The following is a 25,883-nucleotide window of genomic DNA, read 5'->3' as shown; positions in this document are numbered from 1 at the left end:
GTGACATAACAACTTTTGAAACGGTTGACGCAGCATATTTCGACACGATTTGTGTATCAGCTAAACAAGCTTGTTAAATCTCTTCCGGAACCGATTTGACTTGATCTACGAGGACTGTAGCCGCTTCGACATCGTTTACATCAAGTGCGGCCAGTCGCTGTGCTATCAATTCGCAATATTCAGTATTCAGTTCAAAGCCGACAAAATGGCGACCGCAACGTTTGGCGGCTACCGCCGTTGTTCCGCTACCCATGAAGGGATCGAGTACTACGCCATCCGGCGGACACGATGCCTTCAGCATGCGTTCGATAATTTCCAGCGGCTTTTGAGTTGGATGATCAGCGCGTTCCTTATGTTCCCTATGCAGACGCGATACGCTCCACACATCTTTCGGGTTATAGCCCAGCTCCAGCCATTTGGCACCGACAAAAATCGAACGCGAGCGCGCCTTCTTGGTTACTGCATCATAAGGAATGCGTATCGCGTCCAGATCGAAGTAATAATCCTTGGCCTTGGCGAAGAAGCCTACCGTGTCGTGCACCGATGAAAACCGGCGCGTACTACCGCCCATGGATGGCACACGTCGGTCCCAGATAATTTCATTCACCATCGTCATGCGCTTCTTCAGCATGACAAATACTTCCGGCGAATAACGCCAGGTCAGGAAAATATACAGGCTGCCGTTCGCCTTGAGCTTGGGTAAAGCCGCATCCACCCACTGCTCCATCCATTCCAGATAAGCATCGGCATCCATCTTGTCGGAATCGTTGCCGTAATCCTTGCCCAAGCCGTAAGGCGGATCGGCGATGATCAAATCGACGGCGGCATCCGGGATACGCGCCAGACCAGCCAGCGCATCTTCGCAAAAAATGCGATCGCGCCAGTCTGTCATTGCCGAACCTGGAAGCACGTCATTTTTTCAGCCGATATTCTGCCGAACGCGCATGTGCCTGCAAGCCTTCGCCGTAAGCAAGTTCTGCTGCGACCTTACCCAAGGTCTGCGCGCCACCTTCACTTACCTGCAACATGCTGGAGCGCTTCTGAAAATCGTAGACGCCGAGTGGCGACGAGAAGCGCGCCGTGCGCGATGTCGGCAAAACGTGGTTTGGACCTGCACAATAATCGCCCAGCGATTCGGAAGAGAAACGACCGAGGAACATGGCGCCTGCATGGCGTATCTTGTCCGCCCACTGTTGTGGATTTTCGGTGGAAATTTCCAGATGTTCAGCGGCGATAGAATTAGCGATCTCGCACGCCTCATCCATATCACGCACCTTGATCATCGCGCCGCGATTGGTCAGCGAAGTCGTGATCACATCCTTGCGCGGCATATCAGCCAATTGGCGATTGATGCTTGCGGCAACCGCATCGAGGTAAGCCGCATCGGGGCAAATCAAAATCGATTGCGCCAACTCATCGTGCTCGGCTTGCGAAAACAGATCCATCGCGATCCAGTCCGGATCGGTGGAGCCATCACACACGACGAGAATTTCCGACGGTCCGGCGATCATGTCGATGCCGACTGTACCGAACACGCGGCGCTTGGCTGCTGCGACATATGCATTGCCAGGACCAACGATTTTATCGACCTGCGGAATCGTCGCAGTACCGTAAGCGAGCGCACCGACAGCTTGCGCGCCACCTATCGTGAAGACACGATCAACGCCAGACATTGCGGCGGCAGCCAATACCAATTCATTCTTTACGCCGTTCGGTGTCGGCACCACCATAATCACTTCTTGCACGCCCGCTACTTTGGCAGGGATCGCATTCATCAATACCGATGACGGATACGCAGCTTTACCGCCAGGCACATAAATACCCACGCGATCCAGTGGCGTGACTTTTTGTCCCAGCACTGTGCCATCAGCTTCGGTATAGCTAAAACCGCTGGAGCCGATTTCAGCCTTTTGACGTTCGTGATAAATGCGCACGCGATCTGCCGCAGTCTGCAATGCGGCACGACGTGTCGGCGACAAGTTATCCAGCGCCGCTTGCAACTCGGCCTGTGTAATTTCCAGCGCAGCCATATCCGCAGCGTCTACATGATCGAACTGCTTGGTGTATTGCAATACCGCGGCATCGCCCTCGCGTTTTACATGATCCAGAATCAGCATGACGCCGCGATCGATCGCTTCGTCTTCGCTCGCCTCGAATGCCAACACATCGGCGAGTTGCGCCTTGAAGTCGGGATCAGTGGAATCAAATTTTCGGATTTGTATGGCCATCTTTTTTCTCTATCAAGTCATGTAGACATGAGTACTCATATTGAATTAAGCGCTCATTATTTCAAGACTGGCGTTTCGACGCCTTTTCAAATGCTTCAAGTATTGGTCGCAAGCGTTCACCTTTTAATTTCAGTGCGGCCTGATTCACAACCAGACGCGATGAAATTTCCATGATGTGTTCGACTTCAACCAGATGGTTCGCGCGCAAGGTGCTGCCGGTGCTGACCAGATCAACAATCGCGTCAGCCAGACCGACCAAAGGACCCAGCTCCATCGAACCATACAGCTTGATCAAATCTACGTGCACGCCTTTCGCCGCGAAATGCTCACGCGCGGTCTGCACATATTTGGTCACGACACGCAGACGCGCACCCTGGCGCACGGCACTGGCGTAATCGAAACCGTCTTTTACCGCGACCGACATACGGCATTTGGCGATATTCAAATCGATAGGCTGGTACAAACCTTCACCGCCATGCTCAAGCAAGACATCCTTGCCGGCTACGCCGAAATCGGCAGCACCGTATTGCACATAGGTCGGCACGTCGGATGCGCGCACAATGATCACGCGCACATTCACATCGTTGGTTTGCAAAATCAGTTTGCGCGAAGTTTCCGGATCTTCCGTTACCTTGATACCGGCAGCTTCCAGCAGCGGCAAGGTTTCTTCAAAGATGCGGCCTTTCGACAAGGCCAGCGTCAGTTGTTGTGGATTATTTTGTGCATCTGATTGCGTCATTATTTCACTCGCTGAATGTGTGCACCGACTGCGGACAGTTTGACTTCCATCCGATCGTAACCGCGATCCAGATGATAAATGCGATCGATCAAGGTTTCGCCTTCAGCTGCCAGTGCGGCAATCACCAGCGAAGCTGACGCGCGCAAATCAGTGGCCATCACAGGTGCGCCAACCAATTTATCAACGCCGTTGACAATCGCAGTGTGGCCTTCGATCGTAATGGCTGCGCCGAGGCGATTCATTTCCTGTACATGCATGAAGCGATTTTCGAATATCGTTTCGATCACGCGGCTGCTGCCTTCGGCGATACAGTTCATCGCCATGAATTGCGCCTGCATATCGGTTGGGAAGCCAGGATATTCAGTCGTACGGAAACTCACAGCTTTAGGGCGCGACGACATTTGCACGCGTATCCAATCGTCGCCTGCAGTCAGAATCGCGCCGGCTTCACGCAATTTATCGAATGCAACGTCCAGCGTGTCGGTCCGTGCTTTGTGCAAGGTGACGTCGCCGCCCACCGCTGCTACTGCACACAGGAAGGTCGCCGTTTCAATCCGATCCGGAATCACTGCATGCGAGGCGCCATGCAAACGCTCTACACCTTGAATCACTAAACGATCTGTACCGATGCCGGCGATTTGTGCGCCCATCGCGACCAGCAGATTCGCAAGATCGGTGACTTCCGGTTCGCGCGCAGCGTTTTCCAGTATCGTCTCGCCATCCGCCAGCACTGCAGCCATCAACAAATTCTCGGTACCGGTGACGGTAATCATGTCGGTGACGATACGCGCGCCTTTCAGGCGCTTTGCTTTCGCATGAATGTAACCGGCCTCTATCGTGATCTCGGCACCCATCGCCTGCAAACCCTTGATGTGCTGATCAACTGGACGCGAACCAATCGCGCAACCGCCAGGCAAAGATACCTTCGCTTCGCCGAAACGCGCCAGCAATGGACCCAGCACGAGGATGGCTGCGCGCATGGTTTTCACCATTTCATACGGAGCTTCCAGCTTGTCGATGGCGCTGCCATTCAAGGTGACGTTCTCGCCATCCTGCTCGACCTGCAAACCCATTTGACGCAACAATTTCAAGATCGTCGTCACGTCCTGCAACAGCGGCACATTGCTCAGCTGAATAGAATCGGCGGTCAACAGGCCTGCGCACAGGATAGGCAAGGCGGCATTCTTCGCACCGGAAATAGCAATGTCGCCGGAAAGACGGTGACCGCCTTGAATCAAAAGCTTATCCATTTAAAGCTTGTCCATTAATGAGTTGGTTTATGTATAGCGCATGAATTCTGCAAGCGCATTACTTCTGGAATTCTTCCGGCGTTAACGTCTTCATCGACAAGGCGTGAATCTCTTCACGCATGCGATCGCCGAGTGCGGCGTAGACCAATTGATGACGCTGGATCAAACGCTTGCCTGCAAATGCATTCGACACGATCACTGCCTCGAAGTGCGCGCCATCGCCGCTTACTTCAACATGCGTGCAATCCATGCCTGCAGCAATATAACTTTTAACTAATTCTGGTGTGGGCAACATGATTTTGCCTTTTAATATTGAGTGAAAAATGAATAAATAAGCGAATAAATAAAAATGCTGTGCTGACGATCAATGACGCAGCTTATAACCGTTTTTCAGCAACTGAACTGCCAGACCCGAAAGCAGCAATAGGAAGAACGCAACCGCAAGACAGCTGATCAATGGGTCAACGTCCGATTGACCGAAGAAACCATAACGGAAACCATCGATCATGTAAAAGAACGGATTGAGGTGCGACACGGTTTGCCAAAATGGCGGCAAGGAATGTACCGAGTAAAAAACACCGGACAAGAATGTCGCCGGCATGATCAGGAAGTTCTGGAATGCCGCCAGCTGGTCGAATTTTTCTGCCCAGATGCCAGCGATCAAACCCATGGTACCCAGCATGCTCGCACCGAGAATGCCAAAAATCAAAATCCACCACGGCGCGGCAAACGACATATCCGCAAACCACGCAGTAACCAGGAACACCCCGCTACCGACCACTACACCACGCACGACCGCCGCCAGTACATAGGCGCCGAACAATTCCCAATGCGACAAAGGCGTCAGCAAAACGAATACCAGATTGCCGGTAATCTTGGATTGAATCAGCGACGACGACGAATTGGCAAACGCGTTCTGCAACACGCTCATCATCACCAAGCCGGGAACCAGGAAGGCGGTGTATTTCACACCGGGATAAACCTGCACATGATCTTCCAGCACATGGCCGAAAATCAGCAAGTACAACACCGCGGTCAAAATAGGTGCGGCAACAGTTTGCGTCGCTACTTTCCAGAAGCGCAGCATCTCTTTATAGAACAAGGTCTGGAAACCGGTCATTTTTCGCCTTCCATGATCTGAATGAATACGTCTTCCAGATCGGCTTGCTGCAATTGCATGTCTTCTATGACGGCACCCGACAAGCGCAGTTTGGCGAGAATAGGCTCGACGTCTTTGTATTCATTGACGCGCAAAGTATATTTATTGCCCAGAACCAGTTCGTCCGGATGGGAAACCAAATCTTTCAACTCATCAGGCAAATTGCCTGAGGCAAGCTGCACCACCAATTGCGAACCGGAGATGCGCTTGATCAATGCCGAGGTCGAATCAAGTGCGACGACCTGCCCTGCCTTCAACATCGCGACGCGATTGCACAAGGCTTGTGCTTCTTCCAGATAATGCGTGGTCAGGACGATCGTATGCCCTTCGCGATTTAGGCGCGAGATGAACTTCCACAAAGTCTGACGCAACTCCACATCGACGCCAGCGGTAGGCTCATCCAGCACGATCACAGGAGGTTTGTGCACCAGTGCCTGCGCGACCAGCACGCGACGCTTCATACCGCCAGACAAGGCGCGCATATTGGCGTCAGCCTTGCCAGTCAGATCAAGGTGATGCATGACTTCGTCTATCCACGGATCGTTATTCTTCAAGCCGTAGTAACCCGATTGCATGCGCAAGGTTTCACGTACGGTGAAAAAGGGATCGAACACCAGCTCCTGTGGCACCACACCGAGCAGCTTGCGCGCCTGGCGATAATCGCTCACGACATCATGTCCATGCACTTCTACCGTGCCGGAATCTGCGCGATTCAAGCCGGCGATAATCGAGATCAAGGTAGTTTTGCCGGCTCCATTCGGTCCGAGCAAGCCGAAAAATTCACCTTCTTCGATAGAAAGTGAAATGCCATTCAACGCTTTCAACGCGCGATAGCTTTTTTCGACATTGTTAATTTGAATTGCAGCCATGGTGGCTAATCGCACTTTACGGAAAATGAAACGCTGGTATCGCTGTTCGTTGCGTGATGCGCTGACCGAATGGCGAAACCCTTGATTATATTGGATTTTCGCTACACACCGCCGTTTTAGGGCAGTTATACAGCGAGTGACGAAGAAGGATTAAGAGAATTGACCGCTGAAAAAAGGTCAATGATGCGGCAGATCGGCGCGAACAATATTCGGCGCGATCAGCGCAGTCACGTCATACAGCGAAATCAGGCTGAGCAAGTTGGCAGGAATATTCCGAAAAGACAAAGACACGGCTTTGGATACAGCGATGCGTTGCCAAGCCAGCATCGTCGCTACCGCAGCCGAATCAACCGTGACCAAACTGGAAAAATCAATGTCGGTCTGGCCGCCGGCGATCGCCTGCAAACCTGCATCCAATGCCGTTTTGGCATTGTCGAAGGTGAGCGATGCGCCGGGCTGAAACATGATCATTTATTGCGCAGAAACAGTGGTTTTGCCAGTTTTGGCGATGCTGCCGGCAAGTTTCTTGTTTTTATCCGACAGAGTCTTGATCAAACCATCGACGCCGCCCTTGCTGATTTCCGTAGCGAAACTACCTTTATATGTCTCAACCAGCCATGCGCCGAGTACATTGATATCGTAAATTTTCCAGCTGTTAGACGATTTTGCCAGACGATAGCTGAGTTGTATCGGCTCGTTGCGCGCTTGCAGCACTTGCGTATTCACGATCACTTCTGTATCGGCAGGATCGGCGCGCAAAGGGCGATATTCCAGTTTTTGATCGCGGATTTGCGAAATCGCGCCGGAATATGTGTACACCAGCAAACTGCGGAACTCTGTCGTCAATTGCTTTTGTTGATCAGGTGTCGCCTCACGCCAGTGACGGCCTGCTGCAAGTGATGTCATGCGCTGAAAATCGACATGCGGCAGGATTTTTTCTTCAACGACTTGTTGCACGCGACGAGAGTTTCCGTTCTGGATCTCTTTGTCGGACTTGGCAATTGCCATGACTTCTTCACTGATGCGCTTAACCAAAACATCAGGCGCCTCTTGCGCTGCTGCGTATGCGGCAAAGGTCATCGCTGCAGCGGCGAACATGAGTTTTTTCAATAGTTTCATCTTTTCCCAATTCTGTTTATAACTAATTCAACACTTGCGGATGACACACGCGCCGGATTAAAACCATCACATCCAGCGCGTTTTACACTACATGAGTGCAACTGGCTCGTTTGCAAGGTTTTCGACAGTTTCCAATGCTTGTGGTTCAACTGCCGCATCAACAGCAACGACGGTATCGGATGCTGGCAGCAATGGCGCCGCATCACTTTGCGGACCAACAACCTTATCAGCTTCTGGCTTGGTCGACTCTGCGCCATCATTTACCTGGTTTTGACGACGCTGCAAATAAGCGCCGCGGATAAAAGTGTAACGATCCAGAGCAATATCTTCCAGCAAGTTGGTCGCATTCAATGCTGTCGCGCGCTGATCGATCACGCGAACCACCGCACCCACGTTACGCACATCAACCGGCGTTGTGTAAGTCCACAAATCGCCGTAAATATCGACCGGCAATGCAGCGGTATCGCGCACTGTCGATGGACCAAACAAAGGCAAGACGACGTAAGGGCCGGAGCCGACGCCCCACTTGCCTAAAGTCTGGCCGAAATCTTCCTTGTGTTTTGGAATGCCTGCTTCCGAGGCGATATCAAGTAAGCCACCAAGTCCAATCGTGCTATTGAACGTAACGCGCATAACATCAGACAGACCGTGCTCCACTTTCCCTTGCAGGAAATTATTGACCATGGTCCATACGTCGCCGATGTTGCCGAAGAAGTTGTTGACGCCAGTTTGTACAAACGAAGGCAAAACTTCCTGGTATGCAGTCGCTGCAGGTTTCAACGCGACGCGATCAAGTCCGTCGTTAAACTCAAACATTGCGCGATTAAAACCTTCCAGAGGATCATCCGCATTGCTGCCGTTAGTGGTTGCACATCCGCTGAGAAATACAGCTGAGGCAAATAGAATGGCTTTGTTCATGTTTTTCATTTTGGCTCTTCTTTCCCTTCGGTTGCCTTGCTAAAGAGGAATTGACTGATCAAGTTCTCCAGCACCATCGCCGATTGTGTCATTGTAATTCTGTCACCTGCTGCCAGATTGGCACTATCGCCACCGGCCTCAAGCCCTATGTATTGTTCGCCCAGCAAACCTGAAGTCAAAATCTTGGCTGACGTATCTTTTGGAAATTGATAACGGCTTTCAATATCCAGCGTCACCGTTGCCTGATAGCTCTTGTCATCGAATCTGATCTCCGCAACCCGTCCGACGACGACACCGGCACTTTTAACCGGCGCGCGTGGCTTCAAACCACCAACATTATCGAAACGGCTGATCACCGTGTAATTTTTTTCGAACGACAACAGCGAACTCATGTTGCCAGCCTTCAGCGCCAGAAACAGCAGGGCGGCTGCACCCAGCAGCACAAACAGGCCAACCCATAAGTCTAATGATTTTCGTTGCATAAACAGATACCTCAAATATGGGAGAAAACGTTTGTATCGATATAAATCACCAATACAAATCACCTCGCCATGCACCACGCTCAAAGCGCAAGAGGGGCGCACATTTTAATCGAAAAGCACAATGGCCGCTCCGCACAACTCTTAGCTGAACATCAACGCCGTTAACAAAAAATCCAGCCACAACACCGATAAAGATGAGATCACGACCGTGCGCGTTGTTGCCCTTGCAACACCCTCCGGGGTCGGTTGTGCCTGATATCCCTGATACAAGGCGACAAAGGTGACGGCAAAACCGAACACTATGCTTTTAATCACACCGTTCACCACATCATTCCAGACGTCGACACCACCTTGCATCTGTGACCAGAATGCTCCCTCATCAACACCGATCATTTTCACACCGACGATGTAGCCACCTATGATGCCGACTGCACTGAAAATTGCGGCCAATACCGGCATTGCAATAACACCTGCCCAGAAGCGCGGTGCCAACACGCGCTGTAACGGATTCACGGCCATCATTTCCATTGCGGATAATTGCTCACCGGCTTTCATCAAACCGATTTCTGCTGTCAGCGATGTACCGGCGCGTCCCGCAAACAAGAGTGCCGTCACCACCGGCCCAAGTTCGCGCGTCAGCGACAGTGCAACCAGCAAACCCAATGCCTGCTCGGAGCCGTATTTGTTCAGCGTGTAATAACCCTGCAAACCGAGCACGAAACCGACAAACAAGCCCGCAACTGCAATTAACACCAGCGAATAATTACCGATGAAATGAATCTGACTGACAACCAAACGTGGCCGGCGCAGCAAACTGCCAGACGCACGGATGACAGCGAAAAAAATACGCGTACCAAAACCGAGATTGGTAACGAATTCACGTACACCGCGCCCTATCATCGTCAAAAACGCAACCATCATGCGCGCGCTCCCAAACCGAGATCATCCGCGAGTGTAGTGCCGGGATAGTGAAATGGCACCGGGCCATCAGGTTCAGCATTCACGAACTGCTTCACGTATGGATCCGTCGACACCATCATTTCTGCCGGCCTTCCCTGTGCGACGACTTTGCCGCCGGACAGGAAGTACACGTAATCGGCGATCAAAAAGGATTCATGCACATCGTGCGATACCAGGATCGTGGTGGAACCCAGCGCATCATTTAACTTGCGGATCAAATTGGCAGTCATGCCCATGGAGATCGGATCGAGGCCGGCAAACGGCTCGTCATACATGATCAGTTGCGGATCGAGAGCGATCGTACGCGCCAGCGCGACGCGTCGCGCCATGCCGCCAGAAATTTCAGCCGGCTTCAATTGCGCAGCGTTGCGCAAACCGACTGTGTGCAATTTCATCAAGACCAGATCGCGAATCAACTCTTCCGACAGATTAGTGTGTTCGCGCAAAGGGAAAGCGACATTGTCGAATACCGACATATCGGTGAACAATGCGCCGTGCTGGAACAGCATGCCCATTTTGCGCCGCATCTGATACAGCGCCTTGGTGTCCATCGCGTTCACGATTTGGCCATCGACCGTCACTTCGCCGGACTGCGGCTGCAACTGTCCGCCTATCAGGCGCAGAACGGTGGTTTTTCCGGATCCGGAACCACCCATGACGGCAATAACTTTTCCACGCGGGAAATCCATGTTGAGCGTCGACAGAATCGAACGTTCATCATAGCTAAAATGGAGATCACGGATTTCAACGAGATTAGGCACAGCGAGATATTTCTATTGCAATACCGTAATTGTAGTTCAGAACGAGAAATCGCTCTTGCTCATGCAGTTTTTGAATAACTGCATTTTTGCAAAGCGTTGTAAAAAAGCCCGCTACTTCATGAAAAGTAGCGGGCTTTTTATTAAAGCGACACCGATTAACGCGGCAGAACCGATTCACCCATCAGGAAAATATCGACTTCACGTGCGCATTGACGACCTTCGCGAATTGCCCAAACAACCAGAGACTGGCCGCGACGCATATCGCCAGAAGCAAATACTTTATCGACTGAAGTACGGTAGCAACCTTCGCCATCCGTGGTCGCCTTGGCATTGCCGCGTGCATCTTTCTCGACGCCGAATGCGTCCAACACTTGTGCGACTGGTGAGACGAAGCCCATCGCCAGCAAGACCAAGTCGGCCTTCATTTCAAATTCCGAGTTCGGCACTTCCTGCATGCGGCCGTCTTTCCATTCAACGCGTGCGGCAATCAGTTTTTCAACCTTGCCGTTTTTACCTTCGAGACGTTTGGTCGCAACAGCCCAATCACGCTCGCAACCTTCCTCATGCGAAGACGAGGTGCGCAGCTTGGTTGGCCAGTAAGGCCAGACCAGAGGCTTGTTCTCTTCTTCCGGTGGTTGCGGCAACAATTCGAATTGCGCAATGGATGCAGCGCCATGACGATTCGAGGTACCAACGCAATCGGAACCTGTATCGCCGCCGCCAATCACGACCACGTGCTTGCCGGTTGCCAGCAACTGGTCCTTGACCTTGTCGCCTGCGTTGACCTTGTTTTGCAAAGGCAGAAAGTCCATCGCGAAATGCACGCCTTTCAACTCGCGGCCAGGAACCGGCAGATCGCGTGGTTGTTCTGCGCCGCCGGAAATGATCACCGCATCAAAATCCTTGTTCAACTGTTCAGGCGAAATCGTTTCTTTTGCCCAGTTGATGATATTCGATGGGAAATCCTTGCCAACCAAGACACTGGTGCGAAACTTCACGCCTTCGGCTTCCATCTGCTTGACGCGCAAGTCGATGTGCGATTTTTCCATCTTGAAGTCAGGGATGCCGTAACGCAGCAAGCCGCCGACTCTATCGTTCTTTTCAAACACGGTGACGTCATGGCCGACGCGCGCCAATTGCTGTGCAGCTGCCATACCGGCAGGACCGGCGCCGACAACAGCGACCTTCTTGCCAGTTTTGACAGTTGCAGGTTGCGGTACAACCCAGCCGCTTTCCCAACCTTTGTCGATGATGAAATGCTCGATCGATTTGATGCCAACTGGATCGTCGTTGATGCCGAGTGTGCAGGCGGATTCGCAAGGTGCAGGGCAAATACGACCGGTAAATTCCGGGAAGTTATTCGTCGAGTGCAGTGTATCCAGCGCTTGCTTGTAAGCACCGCTGTACACCAGATCATTCCAGTCAGGAATGATGTTATTGACAGGGCAACCGTTATTACAAAACGGAATGCCGCAATCCATACAACGTGTCGCTTGAATTTTTGCTTCAGAATCGCTCAAATGCAGCGTGAATTCCTTGTAGTGCGCAGTGCGTTTTTCCGGTTCTTCGCTTGCTTCACGCAAGCGCTGAAATTCCATAAAGCCGGTAATCTTTCCCATGTTTCTCTCGCCTTCTAAACCATTCGTTGCGGTCAGCTCTGTTCGAGCTGGCCATGACATCGCTTGTAGACGCAGTCTTACACTGCGACCTTGGTGGACACTGCCTGCTCAGCCTTGTTAGCGTGCATTTCAGCCAACGCGCGTTTGTATTCCGATGGGAATACCTTGACGAACTTGCTGCGTGCACTGTTCCACTCATCCAGCAAGGCGCGTGCGCGCGTACTGCCGGTGTACTTGAAGTGACGCTCAATCAAACCTTTGAGAATTGCTTCATCGGTTTGCGCATCGGCGCCGCGTACATGGCTATGCCAGGAATTGTGCTCTGCCTTGTCTTCCTGCTCGGCTGCCGATTGCACCGCATGCAGGGAAACCATGGACATATTGCACTTGCCGGCGAAGTCGCCTTTCGGATCGTAGACGTATGCGATCCCGCCCGACATACCTGCAGCAAAGTTACGACCGGTTTCGCCCAGCACGACGACGGTGCCGCCTGTCATGTATTCGCAACCGTGATCGCCAGTGCCTTCGACAACCGCAATCGCACCGGAGTTACGCACCGCGAAACGTTCGCCAGCAACGCCGTTGAAGAATGCTTCACCGGCAACCGCACCGTACAACAAGGTGTTGCCGCTGATGATGTTCTCTACAGCACGACCACGGAACTCAGTGTTAGGACGCACGATGATGCGGCCACCCGACAAGCCCTTGCCTACGTAATCGTTACCTTCGCCGACCAGATCCAAGGTAATGCCATGCGCGAGGAAAGCGCCGGCCGATTGGCCTGCGGTACCTTGCAACTGGATGTGGATAGTGTCGTCAGGCAAACCTTCGTGACCGTATTTCTTCGCGACTTGACCGGACAACATTGCGCCGACTGTACGGTTGACGTTTTTGATCGTCGAAATGAACGAGACTTTTTCGCCATTGTCGATTGCCGCTTTCGCTTGTGCGATCAGCTTGTTATCCAGCGCTTTTTCCAGAGCGTGATCCTGGCCTTCTGTGTGATAGCGTGCAACGCCTTCAGCAACAGCAGGTTGATAGAACATGCGGCTGAAATCCAGGCCCTGGGCTTTCCAATGTGTAATCGCTTTCGATTTGTCGAGCAGATCAGCGCGGCCAATCAGTTCATCGAATGTACGGATACCCAGTTGCGCCATGATCTGACGTGCTTCTTCAGCGATGAAGAAGAAGTAGTTCACCACGTGTTCTGGTTTGCCGGAGAACTTGGCACGCAAGACTGGATCTTGTGTCGCCACACCGACCGGGCAAGTATTCAGATGGCATTTGCGCATCATGATGCAGCCTTCAACGACCAGCGGTGCAGTCGAGAAACCCATTTCATCCGCGCCCAGCAAAGCAGCGATGACAACGTCACGGCCGGTTTTCATCTGACCATCGGCTTGTACGCGAATACGTGTACGCAAGCCGTTCAAGATCAGCGTCTGCTGTGTTTCAGCCAGACCCAATTCCCATGGCGAACCAGCAAATTTAACCGACGACAATGGCGATGCGCCTGTGCCGCCGTCATGACCAGCGATCACAACGTGATCCGCTTTCGCTTTAGCCACACCTGTTGCGACTGTACCGACGCCGACTTCAGCGACCAGCTTGACCGAAATCGATGCTGTCGGATTGACGTTTTTCAAATCGTGAATCAGCTGTGCCAAATCTTCGATCGAGTAAATATCATGATGCGGTGGTGGTGAAATCAAACCAACGCCAGGTACCGAGAAACGCAAACGTGCGATGTACTCGGATACTTTATGACCTGGCAACTGACCACCTTCACCCGGTTTTGCACCTTGCGCCATCTTGATCTGGATCTGTTCAGCCGAAGTCAGGTATTCGGTGGTGACACCGAAACGACCTGATGCAACTTGCTTGATCTTCGAACGCAGCGAATCGCCAGGCATCAAAGGCATGTCGACTTCAACTACATCGTGACCAATGACCGATGCCAGAGTCGAACCATCCTTGATAGGAATGTTGCGCAACTCCGAACGATAACGTTTGGTATCTTCGCCGCCTTCGCCTGTGTTCGATTTGCCGCCTATGCGGTTCATCGCAATCGCGAGCGTTGCATGCGCTTCGGTCGAGATCGAACCCAGCGACATCGCGCCGGTAGCGAAACGCTTGACGATTTCTTTTGCCGACTCGACTTCATCCAGAGGAATCGCGCTGGCTGGATCGAATTTGAATTCGAACAAGCCGCGCAAAGTCATGTGACGCTTCGATTGATCATTGATGATCTGCGCGTACTCTTTATATGTGCTGAAGTTGTTGGCTCGTGTCGAATGCTGCAATTTTGCAATCGCATCCGGCGTCCACATATGTTCTTCACCACGTACGCGATATGCGTATTCGCCACCTGCGTCGAGCGAGTGTGCGAGTACTGGATCCGCACTGAATGCCGATTTGTGCAAGCGCAATGCTTCTTCTGCTACTTCAAATACGCCTATGCCTTCGACGTTCGATGAGGTGCCTTTGAAGTATTTCTGGATCAGCGATTTGTTGAGGCCGATGGCTTCAAAAATCTGCGCGCCGCAATACGACATATAGGTAGAGATACCCATTTTCGACATGACTTTCATCAAGCCTTTGCCGACGGCTTTCTGGAAGTTGGCGATGGCTTTTTCAGGCGACAACTCACCCGGCAAACCTTTTGCCATTGCACTTACTGTATCCATCGCGAGGTAAGGATGGATCGCTTCTGCACCGTAACCTGCCAGCAGTGCGAAGTGATGTGTTTCACGCGCCGAACCGGTTTCCACTACCAGACCGGTCGAAGTACGCATACCTTTGCTGACCAGGTGCAAGTGGATTGCCGACGTTGCCAGCAAGGCTGGAATCGCGACATGAGCTTCATCAATCTTGCGATCGGAAATGATCAGGATGTTGTGACCGGATTGCACTGCATCGACCGCTTGTGCGCACAGTGACGCCAGACGCGCTTCTATGCCTTCTTTGCCCCAAGCGACTGGGTAGCAAATATTCAATTCATGCGATTTGAACTTGCTGCCGGTATGCGCGCCGATGTTGCGCAGCTTGGCGATATCCGCGTAGTCGAGCACAGGCTGCGACACTTCCAAGCGCATCGGTGGATTGATGTTGTTAGTGTCGAGCAAGTTAGGTTTAGGTCCGATGAAGGACACCAGCGACATCACCATCGCTTCACGAATCGGATCGATAGGCGGGTTGGTTACTTGCGCGAACAACTGACGGAAGTAGTTATACAGCGTCTTGTCTTTATTCGACATGACCGCCAGCGGTGAATCGTTACCCATAGAACCGGTTGCTTCTTCAGCAGTGGTAGCCATAGGCGACATCAGGAATTTCAAATCTTCCTGCGTGTAGCCGAATGCCTGCTGCAGATCGAGCAATGGCGTAGTCGGCTTGGCTTCGACCGCTTCTTTATTCAGTTCGTCGAGTTTGATGCGTACCGACTCAATCCATTGCTTGTATGGCTTGGCGTTCGCGTAGGTATCTTTCAATTCCTTGTCGTCGATAATGCGACCTGCATCCAGATCGATCAGGAACATTTTTCCTGGTTGCAGGCGCCATTTCTGAATGATCTTCGATTCTGGAATTGGCAACACGCCAGATTCCGATGCCATCACAACCAGATCGTCGTCGGTCACGATGTAACGCGCAGGGCGCAAGCCGTTGCGATCCAATGTACCGCCGATATGACGACCATCGGTGAAGGCCATCGCGGCCGGGCCGTCCCATGGTTCCATCATCGCAGCATGGTATTCATAGAAAGCGCGACGATTGTCATCCATCAAAGTATGGTTTTCCCATGCTTCCGGAATCATCATCATCATTGCTTGTGCAATTGGATAACCAGCCATCACCAGCAATTCGAGCGCATTGTCGAAACATGCGGTATCGGATTGGCCCTCATAAATCAGCGGGAACAATTTTTTCAAATCGTCGCCCAGCACTGCCGACTTCATCACGCCTTCGCGCGCGCGCATCCAGTTGAAGTTACCTTTAACTGTATTGATCTCGCCGTTATGCGCAAGCAAGCGATATGGGTGAGCCAGCGGCCATTCAGGGAAGGTGTTGGTCGAGAAGCGTTGATGCACCAGCGCCAGCGCGGAAACGCAACGCGGATCTTGCAGATCTTTGTAGTATTCGCCTACTTGATCAGCCAGCAGCAAGCCTTTGTATACAACGGTGCGTGCCGACATCGATGGCACGAAGAATTCCTGACCGTGCAACAAATGCAGGGCTTGAATCGCGTGACCGGATGACTTGCGGATGACGTACAGTTTGCGTTCCAGCGCGTCGGTAACCATGATGTCCTGGCCACGACCGATAAAGATCTGGCGAATGACAGGTTCTTTTTCACGCACGGTCGGCGACATAGGCATTTCTTTGTCGACCAACACATCGCGCCAGCCCAGAACGACCTGGCCTTCGGCCAATACCGAGCGCTCGAGTTCTTGTTCGCAAGCGATACGGGAAGCGTTTTCCTTAGGCAGGAAAACCATACCAACGCCGTATTCACCGGCTGGCGGCAAGGTTACACCCTGCTTAGCCATCTCTTCGCGGTAATACTGGTCCGGGATCTGAATCAAGATACCGGCACCATCGCCCATCAGCTTGTCAGCACCTACAGCGCCGCGATGGTCGATATTTTTGAGGATGAGCAAACCTTGCTCAACAATAGAATGACTTTTTTTGCCTTTGATGTGGGCGACAAAACCTACGCCACAAGCATCATGTTCATTAGCCGGATCGTACAAACCTTGCGCATGCATAGCCTTCTCCACTACTTTTCAAGTTGAGGCTGAAGGATAGTGCAGCGCAACAGTAAATTCAACCCCAACAATTAGGGTCAGAGTAAATTAAAGTAAGCGCAAATTTCAGTGAGGAATTAAATAGGGACAGAGTGATAGGTTTTGCACCAAATTGTGTCGGATTCGGCATGGGCTCTAATATATTTTGGTGCGCGCTTCAGCTAATTTACGCGCTGGGCGACCGCGTTTTGCTGGGCGAACGCGCCTGGCCACCTGTTTTTCCAGCGCAGATTGAAATTGCTCCGAGCCAAAAGCCCAGCCTTTCAACGTCGCCTCTGTCAAACGACTTACCTCATCTTCATTCACGCCATTTTCAACGCGCGCCTTGTAAGCCGCCTCGCGCTCAAACGGCGTATTGCCCAAAGACCAATACAAGGGATGATCGGAAATAATCGGGTCAGGCCTGATCCCGACATGGTGCTGATAGCTCGACCATGGATATTCACCCGCCGTGTGCGCGATCCCGCCACGCACCGGATTCAACTCGATGTAGGCAGAACAAGTCATGAAGTAACGTTCCGGATCAATCACGGTCGCCTTGTAACGACCTTGCCACAGCGTACCGGTACGTGCATGTTTTTGATTGAAGTAAGGAACGTAAGAGCGCCCTATCCACTGCATCATTTTTCCCAGTCCCTCGACATCACTGGGCGAGGCCAAAAGATGTAAATGTGTGGGCATTAAAACGTAGGCGTGGATAGCAACCTTGAACTGCCTGGATGCATCTTTCAGACGACTCAAGAATGCCGTGTGATCAGCGATATCGCGAAAAATGACCAAGCCGTCATTGCCGCTCTGGATAACGTGATGCGGTTGATTTGGAATTACGAGTCGTGGGAGTCGGGCCATAAACGGTATTGGACCACAAGAATTGCAAACGGGCGCGATGATTGCGCCCGTTTGACTGAATCAGCGTATTACGCGTCAGTGCATTGCACGCGCCCAGGATGGCTCGGCATGGCCGCGACGTTCAATTGCCGTCACCATCAGCGCACGCAACTCGTCCAGCAAGACAACTTCATTCGGCGCGATTTCTGCCGTCGGCAAAGAAGCGCTCCAATCGCCGTAGATAAATCCGACCGGATGAAAGTTCAGCATCAGTGGCAAGATCATGAAGCTGCGCGAAGCACCCAGTTCATCGCGCCACCAGCGCGGCAATTTATTGATGAAGCTCGATGCCTGCGCATCTTCGACAAAAATCATTTTGTCGTTGGCCAGCGCGGCGTGAAAAACGTCAGGCTGATAGGCATCATTGAATCTCAAACGCGGCAACAGTTCTTCCGCGCCGTCACCAAAAGACATGCGCGCAATATATTGGCCTTCTTCATGATTGCGTAAAAATGCAATCGCACGGCTCAAACCCAGCCCTTGATAAACTGTCTCTAACGCTACGGTCATCAATTGCCCGGTATTCGTACTAGAGGTCGCGCCGTCACCCATATCGCCGACACCGCGCCTGAGGATCTGAATCGAATCGGCCGGTTTGCCTAATGGCAGCGGCAACTGTTTTTTCACATCACCAGTCGATGCTTCTGCATTGTCCAGCAAGGCTTCGTCCGCCGCGACTTGTTGCGCATACTCTATTGCCTGCAAAACAAACTCCGTGTCCAGGCCCAGCATGTCCGCGTAGTTTTCCGCGATGTTCGCCAAATCAGCCACTACAACGTCACCCTCCACACACAGCACGCCGGCACAGCGCGTCGACATGGTGGAAACTGCAGCCAGCCAATCAGTATGTTCAAGTGGCTCATGAGAAATGCCCGGTTCAATGCGCGGCGGCATGTCTTTCAGACTATCAACCAGGCCATTTGGCAAACCCCAACGCTTGCCTATCGCGCGACCGATTTCATCCAGTCCTATACCGAGAATTTCTCGCGCCGCCTCATTTTCCGGAATGTTTTTCTGTGCAAGCAAGGCCCGCACCTGCCCCCATTGCTCAGGCAAATAGAAGGACATCATCAGTCGTCCCAGCGAATGCAGGATGGAACAAACGACGGCTTCTTCCGTATCACCTTGTGTCGATGACGCAGCCACTTGTCGTGCGATCTGTCCGGCCATTACGGCCTTGCTCATTTCGTTGCGTGTATTCAAGGTATCCGGTGATGCGGCAGCCAATCCATCTATCAGCTTCAAACCCAGCGCCAGATGTCCAATGGTTTCGGTGCCCAGCACAATCACGGCTTTTGACACAGTGTTGATGCCTTGTCCGAACGCTGAATACATCGCGCTATTCGCCAGACGCAATACGCGTTGTGTCAACGTTGGATCGGACAACACGGTTTTGGTCATATTGAATTCGCGATCGTCATCGCCGTGCATCGCACCGACAATCGCTGCGACCACCTTGGAAAAACCGGGCATGTCGCCGCGTTGACGTACCCGCGTCCACAGCAGTTCCAATGTTTTGTCGGCTGACGGAGATGGGCTGATTTGTTTTGTCATGAGTTGATCTTGTTGCTTGGCAGATTAGTGTTGCAGTGCAGCTGCATCTGCCTTCAGTAGTTCTATCAAGGTCTCCGGCAACTCAGGAAAGCCGGTATGAAAACCTTGAATCAGAGAACAACCTTGTGTCGATAAAAATTCCATTTGCATTTCGTTTTCTACGCCTTCAGCCACAGTCAGCAAACTCAAGTGGCTCGCCAGACTGAGGATCACGTTGCAGATGGCCGCGTCCTTGACGGAATGCGGCAAATCCTTGATGAAGGTACGGTCTATCTTGAGTGCGGCAATCGGAAAGCGCTTCAGATACATCAGTGACGAATAACCAGTACCAAAATCATCAATGGCAATACGCACACCACGCGATGCAATTTTCGTCAAAAGCTGTTCTGCATATTCAGGATCGGACATCAAAATCCCCTCAGTGATCTCAAGCAAAAGCTGATCGCCCTTCACGTCGGACAACTGGAGCGCATCGTCCATCATTTTGAGAAACTGATCATTGCGGAATTGGCGCGGACTGACATTGACCGATACATAGAGTTTGCGACCGACGACTTCTTCAAATCGTTTGAGTTGCACACAAGCCGATTTCAAGGCCCATGCACCGAGCAAATTGATCAAGCCATTGTCTTCCGCCATCGGAATGAATTGACTTGGCGGCACCAGCCCGATATCGGGCCGCATCCAGCGCATCAATGCTTCGAAGCCCATGATTTGTCGTGTGCGCGCATCAACGATAGGTTGATAGTGCAGCAAAAACTCGCCATTCCTGACCGCCTCAAACATCGCGGCTTCCATCGACACATCATGTTCGATGTGATTGAACGCAGCCTCGTTATAAATGATGCAGCGCGCTTTGCCGGTTTCCTTCGCGCGATACATGGCGGTGTCGGCGTGCGCCAGCAATTTCACTTCACTGTCGCCATGCACCGGATAAATCGCTGCGCCAATAGAAGTGCTTACATACAAGGCATTACCATTGATCTCAAACGGCAGTTGTATGGCAGAAATCATCCGGCGTGCAACGTTTTGAATTTCCACTTCATCGACTGCGCCTGGCAGCACTGCGACAAATTCATCGCCGCCGACTCGTGCCAGCGTATCGACATCGCGCAAGGTTTCACGCAAGCGTTTGGCTGCGATGCGCAGCAATGCATCACCGACTGGATGGCCCAAGGCATCGTTCACTTTTTTAAAACCGTCAAGGTCAAGCGCGATGACAGTGAAACCGATATTGGTGCGGCGCGATTGCGCAATCGTCATGCTCAAACGATCGGCCAGCAAGGTACGATTAGGCAAATTGGTCAGTTCGTCATGCGTTGCCATGTGACGCAGACGCTCTTCGGTTTTCTGCTGATGGGAAATGTCACGCCCAACCACGACAATTTCCAGCGTCGTCGTTTCGGTTGCGTACGCAATCATTTGCAATTCAAACCACAGAGTCGCAACCTGCGTCGGCATCCGCACGCTAACGCGGGTGACTTCAAGCGATTGCACGGTTTGGCGAAATGCTGCTTCGATCGCATGTCTATCAGACAGACGCACCATCTCGAACAGATTTCTACCCAGCAATTGAATATCGCATCCGAGTGTATCGGCGGCGCGTGCATTGGCAAACAGGATTGTGCCACGCGTGTTGAGGCGCAGCACGACCTCGCCAGCGACCTCCATCAAGCTGGTTAGCTGATTACTCTGTGCTTCGTTACGCTTAGGCAGCATACTTAAAACGGCTAGGGTTTGACTGAGACTAAGCAAATGTCTTTGCACTTTTCATTAATTTTTTTATTGCCTCAATACTTTTGAGATAAGTAAGAAATTTTGATAAATTCAGCACGCTGAATTGTTAAATTACCTTACTTTCATCTTCAAATCTTAATGCAGCAAAAAAGAAATGAATAGAAAAGATTGTACTAATAAAATAAAAAGTCACATTTGCACTGTTTTCATGCGGCTTGGTATTAGTGGCATAAGAAATGGGTGTCAAATAACAACATTTCCGAAACGACATTTCCCACTTTACGAAGAAATCAGTTCACACGTAGGAACTGGCAACACTCCGGCTTGAAAATAATTGCTTCGATTTGCAACTTTCACCATATGACTTGATGGGTAAAAGATCTATTCATTCGCCCACCCCACCTTTACTGACAAGATAAAAAATCCCGCTAGCTTTAGCGGGATTTTTACAAGACCAGCAATAACTTAAAACTCTTCCCAATCGTCGCCGCCAACCGGACGGGCTTCATTGACGATTTTCTTCGGTGCCGGGCTTGCTGCCAACTGACGCTTTACCGGTGCGCTGGCCACAACCGGCAGACGTGACGCAACCCTGGTACTGCTCACTGCGCCATCCAGCTTGAATATGCTTACCGCTTGCGCCAGTTTCGCCGCTTGTTCATTCAAGGACTCCGCAGCGGCGGCAGCCTCTTCCACCAAGGCCGCATTTTGCTGGGTGACTTGATCCATCTGACTGATGGCCTGATTGACTTGTTCTATCCCTGCGCTTTGTTCCTGGCTGGCAGCCATGATCTCGGACATGATATCGGTCACGCGCTTGACGCTATCGACCACTTCCACCATGGTCGACCCCGCTTCTGCCACCAGCTTGCTGCCGGTATCGACTTTATCCACCGAATCGTCGATCAAGGTCTTGATTTCCTTCGCTGCGGCAGCCGAACGCTGCGCCAGGCTGCGCACTTCCGATGCGACCACCGCAAAGCCGCGGCCTTGCTCGCCGGCACGCGCGGCTTCCACCGCGGCATTCAGCGCCAGGATGTTGGTCTGAAAGGCTATGCCATCGATCACGCCGATGATATCGACGATTTTTCTCGCCGAGGTATTGATGCCATCCATCGTATCGACCACTTTCGACACGACCGCACCGCCTTTTTCCGCCACGCCGGAAGCAGTGACGGCGAGTTGATTAGCTTGTCGTGCATTGTCGGCATTTTGCTTGACGGTAGACGTCAGCTCTTCCATCGAAGATGCGGTTTCTTCCAGCGAACTGGCTTGCTCTTCAGTACGCGACGACAGATCCAGGTTGCCGGATGCGATCTGATTCGATGCAGTCGCAATGGTATCGACACCTGAACGAACCTGCGTGATGCTGCCAGTCAGGCTGTCGTTCATATCCTTCAAGGCTTGCAGCAACTGGCCTGTTTCGTCACGCGAATCCACCTGGATTTGACCGGTCAAATCGCCGGAAGCAACTACACGCGCCACGCTGACTGCGTAGCTCAACGGTTGGGTAATGCTACGCGTTAATATCCATGCCAGCACCACACCCAGCGCCAGTGCAATCAAGCCGAGGACGATCAACAGATTGCGGCCGGCCTCATAAATTTCATCAACTTGTTTTTTTGATTGTTCAAAAACGGTTTTTTGGAAATCGACTACGTCTTGCACCGATTTTATATAGGACTCTGCTGCCGGCGTCATCTTGGTATCGATGATATTGTTCAGATTGGCGCTACCTTCCGCTTTCAGCTTGAAGGTGGCATCCCGAATCGCGCTATATGTTTTGCGCTGTTCGGCAACAGCCGCCAGCATTTGCTTGCCCTCATCACTGTGGACCAAGGGCTCCAATTCCTTTTGCACCTTGCTGACATCGGCACTTACCGCCGTCATTTCTGCCGCGAGAATTTTTTCTTCTTCCGGATTGGTCGTTCGCAAGCGCGCAAAAGTACGTACGGTGTTCGTTGCAATACCCCTGATCCACTGTTGCGCCATGCGCTCCTTGACCGTTGCCTCTTCCATGAGCCCAGTGGCTTGTGCCACATCCTGCAAGCGCCACACACCCATTACCGTCATGAATGCCATCAGCACCAGCAACAAGCCAAAGGCCATTCCCAGTCGCGCGCCTATTTTCAGATTCTTGATTTTCATTTTTTACTCGATCGTATAAATTTATTGCGGTATTAAAAAGTGACGGGCGAAAAACTGCGCCACGGCCAGGAAAATCAGGCAGCGATTTTTTCGATCAGGCCCATATCCGACGAAGACATCAACAAATCGATATCGACCAGAATCAGCATGCGCTCTTCTATCGTGCCCAGACCGAGCAAATAATCGGACTTCATCGTCGTACCCATTTCCGGTGCCGGTTTGATTTGCTCGGCACTGAGCGTAATCACATCGGAAACACTATCGACCACCATGCCAACCACGCGATTACCCATGTTGAGAATAATGACAACGGTAAATTGATCGTAGCTCGGCTCACCCAGATTGAACATGATGCGCATGTCAACGATGGGCACGATCACACCGCGCAGATTGATCACGCCCTTGATGAATTCAGGCGCATTGGCAATCTTGGTCACCGCGTCGTAACCACGAATTTCCTGCACCTTCAAAATATCGATGCCGTACTCTTCCTGGCCCAGGGTAAATGCCAATACTTCGTTCCCGCTTAAGGATTGTTGCTTGTCTTGCATGGAGAGCGCTCCAGAATGCTTGCACACCTCCTGTAAAAGCAAGGGATACGCAATAGATAGAGGGGGGTGGAAATTTGCTGCCAATGTCACATGACAACGATGACTAGCTTGTCTGTATATCGGCAATCTTATTGTTAAACTTTAGTTTCCACACGGAAATTAAACAATGTTTTACGATTCAGGCAAAACAGCCAAACAAAAAGCGGTGCCTGATATGAGGCACCGCTTTTTGTTGGTGAATCAAGAAAAGCAATCGTCAGAACGGGATGTCGTCATCCATATCATTGAAGTTCGATGCTGCCGGTTTAGCGGCAGGACGCGCTGCGCTGCTACCGCCACCTGAACTTTGACGCGGTGCCGGAGCGCTGCTGCCGTAATCGTCATCCATGGATGCACTGCCGCCACCGGCTCCAGGACGTCCGCCCAGCATTTGCATGGTGTCGGCAATGATCTCTGTCGTATAACGTTCGACACCATCTTTATCTGTCCATTTGCGTGTTTGCAAACGGCCTTCGATATAAACCGACGAACCTTTTTTCAAATACTGACCGGCGATTTCAGCAAGTTTGCGGTAAAAGGTAATGCGATGCCATTCGGTGACTTCTTTTTTGTCACCGCTGTTTTTGTCTTTCCAGCTTTCCGTTGTGGCAACGGCCACGTTGGTAACGGCTTCGCCGTTTGGCATGTAGCGTGTTTCAGGATCGCGACCCAGATTGCCGACGATGATGACTTTATTAACTGATGCCATTAGATATTTCTCCGATTAAACTACGGCAGCCTGAACCTGACTGCGGCGCGGTACGTTTTTCATATTGGCAGCAATTATAAGCCACGCTACCGTTAAAGCTGCACCCAAAACAAAGACAGACGCGCTACCTGCGTGTTGCGTCAACCAACCGCCCAATGCCCCACCGCAAAACAAGCCTAGCGCCTGCAACGTGTTATAGACACCCAAAGCTGCGCCCTTGCTTGCTGGCGGCGCAATGCGCGACACCAGAGATGGCTGGCTGGCTTCGAGAATATTGAAGGCAATAAAAAAAGCCAGCAACAAGGCGACCAACCACGACCAATGCGCCTGGGTTTGCGACAGCACCAGCCACATGCCGATCTGAACCAGCAATAATAAGGCAATCGCGCCGACAAAAACCTGCTTAGCTTTGCCACGCTTTTCACCAATGAAAATCGGCGGCAGCATGAAGACAAAAGAAGCGATAACGACAGGCAGATAAATTTTCCAGTGTTCGGCCAGCGGCAAATTGCCAAACCGAATCAGCGCAGACGGCATCACGACAAACATTGCCATTTGCGTCAAATGCAGCGCGAACACACCATAGTTCAAGCGCATCAATTCGCCATTCGCCAGCACTTCGCGGATAGACACACGCCCCGGCGGCAAGGCCGGCGCGGCCGGGACTATATATATGACTACCAGAATTGCCAACACCGACAAGATGCCGGTCAGTGCAAATATGCCGCCCATGCCGATTGCCTGATACAACAAAGGGGAAATCACCAGCGAGCCGGCAAACGTCAAGCCGATGGAGCCACCGACCATCGCCATCGCCTTGGTGCGATGTTCTTCTCTGGTGGAGTCTGCAATGAAAGCTGTCACCGCGGCAGAAATGGCACCGGCGCCCTGCACCGCCCGGCCTATGATGACCCAAACGATGGTGTCCGCTGCAGCGGCAATGAAGGAGCCGAGCGCAAACAGAATCAGACCGATAACAATGACGCGCTTGCGTCCGTATTTATCAGAGGCAATGCCAAACGGGATTTGTCCGAAGGATTGCGTCAAGCCGTAAATTCCCAAAGCCAGCCCAACCAGCGTCGCGCTTTCGCCACCAGGCAAGCCTTTTGCATGGACTGAGAATACCGGCAGGATCAGGAAAAGGCCCAGCATCCGCAACGCAAAAATCGACGCAAGCGAAGTGCTGGCGCGGATTTCATCGCGGCTCATGCCGCTACTGATGTCGTTGGAAGAGTTGGATGACATGGCAAACAAGAAATAGAGCAAAAGCGGTTTTACGACTGGCTTTAAAACCCGCTATAGTAGCAGGTTGACCCGTTTTAACCTGCTCCAAACCTTCAAAAAAGGC

The 25,883-nt window shown here is 51.9% G+C and carries 22 protein-coding genes; all 22 read right to left on the bottom strand.

Features of this window, described 5'->3' with window-relative positions:
* Positions 1 to 73: 73 nt before the first annotated feature.
* Complete coding sequence (locus tag Hfont_RS02640; RefSeq protein ID WP_112990674.1) at positions 74 to 892, bottom strand: DNA-methyltransferase; 819 nt, start codon at positions 890 to 892, stop codon at positions 74 to 76.
* Positions 893 to 911: 19 nt separating this feature from the next.
* A complete protein-coding gene (gene hisD, locus Hfont_RS02635; protein WP_112990673.1) occupies positions 912 to 2,228 on the bottom strand; it encodes a histidinol dehydrogenase in 1,317 nt (438 codons plus the stop codon).
* Positions 2,229 to 2,289: 61 nt separating this feature from the next.
* A complete protein-coding gene (gene hisG, locus Hfont_RS02630) occupies positions 2,290 to 2,967 on the bottom strand; it encodes an ATP phosphoribosyltransferase (RefSeq protein WP_112990672.1) in 678 nt (225 codons plus the stop codon).
* Complete coding sequence (gene murA / locus Hfont_RS02625; RefSeq protein ID WP_112990671.1) at positions 2,967 to 4,217, bottom strand: UDP-N-acetylglucosamine 1-carboxyvinyltransferase; 1,251 nt, start codon at positions 4,215 to 4,217, stop codon at positions 2,967 to 2,969. The genes hisG and murA overlap by 1 nt, the downstream gene beginning before the upstream one ends.
* A 58-nt stretch (positions 4,218 to 4,275) precedes the next feature.
* The gene (locus tag Hfont_RS02620) at positions 4,276 to 4,512 is read right to left on the bottom strand and encodes a BolA family protein (protein ID WP_112990670.1); all 237 of its coding nucleotides are present in this window, start codon (positions 4,510 to 4,512) and stop codon (positions 4,276 to 4,278) included.
* A gap of 69 nt (positions 4,513 to 4,581) precedes the next feature.
* On the bottom strand, positions 4,582 to 5,337 hold the full coding sequence (locus Hfont_RS02615) for an ABC transporter permease (protein ID WP_112990669.1): 756 nt from the start codon (positions 5,335 to 5,337) through the stop codon (positions 4,582 to 4,584).
* Positions 5,334 to 6,245 carry an ABC transporter ATP-binding protein gene (locus Hfont_RS02610; protein ID WP_112990668.1) on the bottom strand — a complete coding sequence of 304 codons (912 nt, stop codon included), beginning with the start codon at positions 6,243 to 6,245 and terminating at the stop codon, positions 5,334 to 5,336. Before Hfont_RS02610 ends, Hfont_RS02615 begins: the two co-directional genes overlap by 4 nt.
* A gap of 177 nt (positions 6,246 to 6,422) precedes the next feature.
* The gene (locus Hfont_RS02605; RefSeq protein WP_112991662.1) at positions 6,423 to 6,710 is read right to left on the bottom strand and encodes an STAS domain-containing protein; all 288 of its coding nucleotides are present in this window, start codon (positions 6,708 to 6,710) and stop codon (positions 6,423 to 6,425) included.
* 6 nt (positions 6,711 to 6,716) lie between these two features.
* Complete coding sequence (locus Hfont_RS02600) at positions 6,717 to 7,364, bottom strand: MlaC/ttg2D family ABC transporter substrate-binding protein (protein WP_112990667.1); 648 nt, start codon at positions 7,362 to 7,364, stop codon at positions 6,717 to 6,719.
* Between the two features lie 87 nt (positions 7,365 to 7,451).
* Positions 7,452 to 8,291: an MlaA family lipoprotein gene (locus Hfont_RS02595; protein ID WP_112990666.1), complete on the bottom strand. Its 840-nt coding sequence runs from the start codon at positions 8,289 to 8,291 to the stop codon at positions 7,452 to 7,454.
* Entirely contained in the window at positions 8,288 to 8,764 is a 477-nt protein-coding gene (gene mlaD / locus Hfont_RS02590) for an outer membrane lipid asymmetry maintenance protein MlaD (RefSeq protein ID WP_112990665.1), read from the bottom strand. Before mlaD ends, Hfont_RS02595 begins: the two co-directional genes overlap by 4 nt.
* A gap of 141 nt (positions 8,765 to 8,905) precedes the next feature.
* The gene (gene mlaE, locus Hfont_RS02585) at positions 8,906 to 9,682 is read right to left on the bottom strand and encodes a lipid asymmetry maintenance ABC transporter permease subunit MlaE (protein ID WP_421800987.1); all 777 of its coding nucleotides are present in this window, start codon (positions 9,680 to 9,682) and stop codon (positions 8,906 to 8,908) included.
* The gene (locus Hfont_RS02580; protein WP_112990663.1) at positions 9,682 to 10,485 is read right to left on the bottom strand and encodes an ABC transporter ATP-binding protein; all 804 of its coding nucleotides are present in this window, start codon (positions 10,483 to 10,485) and stop codon (positions 9,682 to 9,684) included. The genes mlaE and Hfont_RS02580 overlap by 1 nt, the downstream gene beginning before the upstream one ends.
* Before the next feature lie 155 nt (positions 10,486 to 10,640).
* Positions 10,641 to 12,104 (bottom strand): glutamate synthase subunit beta, encoded by a 1,464-nt coding sequence (locus Hfont_RS02575; RefSeq protein ID WP_112990662.1) that lies wholly within the window; start codon positions 12,102 to 12,104, stop codon positions 10,641 to 10,643.
* Positions 12,105 to 12,181: 77 nt separating this feature from the next.
* Positions 12,182 to 16,870 carry a glutamate synthase-related protein gene (locus Hfont_RS02570; protein ID WP_112990661.1) on the bottom strand — a complete coding sequence of 1,563 codons (4,689 nt, stop codon included), beginning with the start codon at positions 16,868 to 16,870 and terminating at the stop codon, positions 12,182 to 12,184.
* Positions 16,871 to 17,044: 174 nt separating this feature from the next.
* Positions 17,045 to 17,758, bottom strand: coding sequence for a transposase (locus tag Hfont_RS02565; protein ID WP_112990660.1), 714 nt, complete (start codon positions 17,756 to 17,758; stop codon positions 17,045 to 17,047).
* A gap of 75 nt (positions 17,759 to 17,833) precedes the next feature.
* Positions 17,834 to 19,351: an HDOD domain-containing protein gene (locus Hfont_RS02560; protein ID WP_112990659.1), complete on the bottom strand. Its 1,518-nt coding sequence runs from the start codon at positions 19,349 to 19,351 to the stop codon at positions 17,834 to 17,836.
* A gap of 24 nt (positions 19,352 to 19,375) precedes the next feature.
* Positions 19,376 to 21,070 (bottom strand): putative bifunctional diguanylate cyclase/phosphodiesterase, encoded by a 1,695-nt coding sequence (locus tag Hfont_RS02555; RefSeq protein WP_112990658.1) that lies wholly within the window; start codon positions 21,068 to 21,070, stop codon positions 19,376 to 19,378.
* Positions 21,071 to 21,553: 483 nt separating this feature from the next.
* On the bottom strand, positions 21,554 to 23,236 hold the full coding sequence (locus Hfont_RS02550) for a methyl-accepting chemotaxis protein (RefSeq protein WP_112990657.1): 1,683 nt from the start codon (positions 23,234 to 23,236) through the stop codon (positions 21,554 to 21,556).
* Between the two features lie 74 nt (positions 23,237 to 23,310).
* Entirely contained in the window at positions 23,311 to 23,787 is a 477-nt protein-coding gene (locus Hfont_RS02545; RefSeq protein WP_112990656.1) for a chemotaxis protein CheW, read from the bottom strand.
* A gap of 256 nt (positions 23,788 to 24,043) precedes the next feature.
* Complete coding sequence (gene ssb, locus Hfont_RS02540) at positions 24,044 to 24,535, bottom strand: single-stranded DNA-binding protein (RefSeq protein WP_112990655.1); 492 nt, start codon at positions 24,533 to 24,535, stop codon at positions 24,044 to 24,046.
* A 15-nt stretch (positions 24,536 to 24,550) separates the two neighbouring features.
* A complete protein-coding gene (locus Hfont_RS02535) occupies positions 24,551 to 25,744 on the bottom strand; it encodes an MFS transporter (RefSeq protein WP_112990654.1) in 1,194 nt (397 codons plus the stop codon).
* Positions 25,745 to 25,883: the final 139 nt, after the last annotated feature.

The organism is Herminiimonas fonticola, assembly GCF_003293745.1.
In the GTDB taxonomy this organism is placed as follows: domain Bacteria; phylum Pseudomonadota; class Gammaproteobacteria; order Burkholderiales; family Burkholderiaceae_D; genus Oxalicibacterium; species Oxalicibacterium fonticola.
This window is presented reverse-complemented; position numbering and strand designations above follow the sequence as displayed.

What these genes read in the sequence shown, in the direction of transcription:
- Hfont_RS02640 (WP_112990674.1), bottom strand. Translation starts at nt 892, where the DNA reads ATGACAGACTGGCGCGATCGCATTTTTTGCGAAGATGCGCTGGCTGGT.
- hisD (WP_112990673.1), bottom strand. Translation starts at nt 2,228, where the DNA reads ATGGCCATACAAATCCGAAAATTTGATTCCACTGATCCCGACTTCAAG.
- hisG (WP_112990672.1), bottom strand. Translation starts at nt 2,967, where the DNA reads ATGACGCAATCAGATGCACAAAATAATCCACAACAACTGACGCTGGCC.
- murA (WP_112990671.1), bottom strand. Translation starts at nt 4,217, where the DNA reads ATGGATAAGCTTTTGATTCAAGGCGGTCACCGTCTTTCCGGCGACATT.
- Hfont_RS02620 (WP_112990670.1), bottom strand. Translation starts at nt 4,512, where the DNA reads ATGTTGCCCACACCAGAATTAGTTAAAAGTTATATTGCTGCAGGCATG.
- Hfont_RS02615 (WP_112990669.1), bottom strand. Translation starts at nt 5,337, where the DNA reads ATGACCGGTTTCCAGACCTTGTTCTATAAAGAGATGCTGCGCTTCTGG.
- Hfont_RS02610 (WP_112990668.1), bottom strand. Translation starts at nt 6,245, where the DNA reads ATGGCTGCAATTCAAATTAACAATGTCGAAAAAAGCTATCGCGCGTTG.
- Hfont_RS02605 (WP_112991662.1), bottom strand. Translation starts at nt 6,710, where the DNA reads ATGTTTCAGCCCGGCGCATCGCTCACCTTCGACAATGCCAAAACGGCA.
- Hfont_RS02600 (WP_112990667.1), bottom strand. Translation starts at nt 7,364, where the DNA reads ATGAAACTATTGAAAAAACTCATGTTCGCCGCTGCAGCGATGACCTTT.
- Hfont_RS02595 (WP_112990666.1), bottom strand. Translation starts at nt 8,291, where the DNA reads ATGAAAAACATGAACAAAGCCATTCTATTTGCCTCAGCTGTATTTCTC.
- mlaD (WP_112990665.1), bottom strand. Translation starts at nt 8,764, where the DNA reads ATGCAACGAAAATCATTAGACTTATGGGTTGGCCTGTTTGTGCTGCTG.
- mlaE (WP_421800987.1), bottom strand. Translation starts at nt 9,682, where the DNA reads ATGGTTGCGTTTTTGACGATGATAGGGCGCGGTGTACGTGAATTCGTT.
- Hfont_RS02575 (WP_112990662.1), bottom strand. Translation starts at nt 12,104, where the DNA reads ATGGGAAAGATTACCGGCTTTATGGAATTTCAGCGCTTGCGTGAAGCA.
- Hfont_RS02570 (WP_112990661.1), bottom strand. Translation starts at nt 16,870, where the DNA reads ATGCATGCGCAAGGTTTGTACGATCCGGCTAATGAACATGATGCTTGT.
- Hfont_RS02565 (WP_112990660.1), bottom strand. Translation starts at nt 17,758, where the DNA reads ATGGCCCGACTCCCACGACTCGTAATTCCAAATCAACCGCATCACGTT.
- Hfont_RS02560 (WP_112990659.1), bottom strand. Translation starts at nt 19,351, where the DNA reads ATGACAAAACAAATCAGCCCATCTCCGTCAGCCGACAAAACATTGGAA.
- Hfont_RS02555 (WP_112990658.1), bottom strand. Translation starts at nt 21,070, where the DNA reads ATGCTGCCTAAGCGTAACGAAGCACAGAGTAATCAGCTAACCAGCTTG.
- Hfont_RS02550 (WP_112990657.1), bottom strand. Translation starts at nt 23,236, where the DNA reads ATGAAAATCAAGAATCTGAAAATAGGCGCGCGACTGGGAATGGCCTTT.
- Hfont_RS02545 (WP_112990656.1), bottom strand. Translation starts at nt 23,787, where the DNA reads ATGCAAGACAAGCAACAATCCTTAAGCGGGAACGAAGTATTGGCATTT.
- ssb (WP_112990655.1), bottom strand. Translation starts at nt 24,535, where the DNA reads ATGGCATCAGTTAATAAAGTCATCATCGTCGGCAATCTGGGTCGCGAT.
- Hfont_RS02535 (WP_112990654.1), bottom strand. Translation starts at nt 25,744, where the DNA reads ATGAGCCGCGATGAAATCCGCGCCAGCACTTCGCTTGCGTCGATTTTT.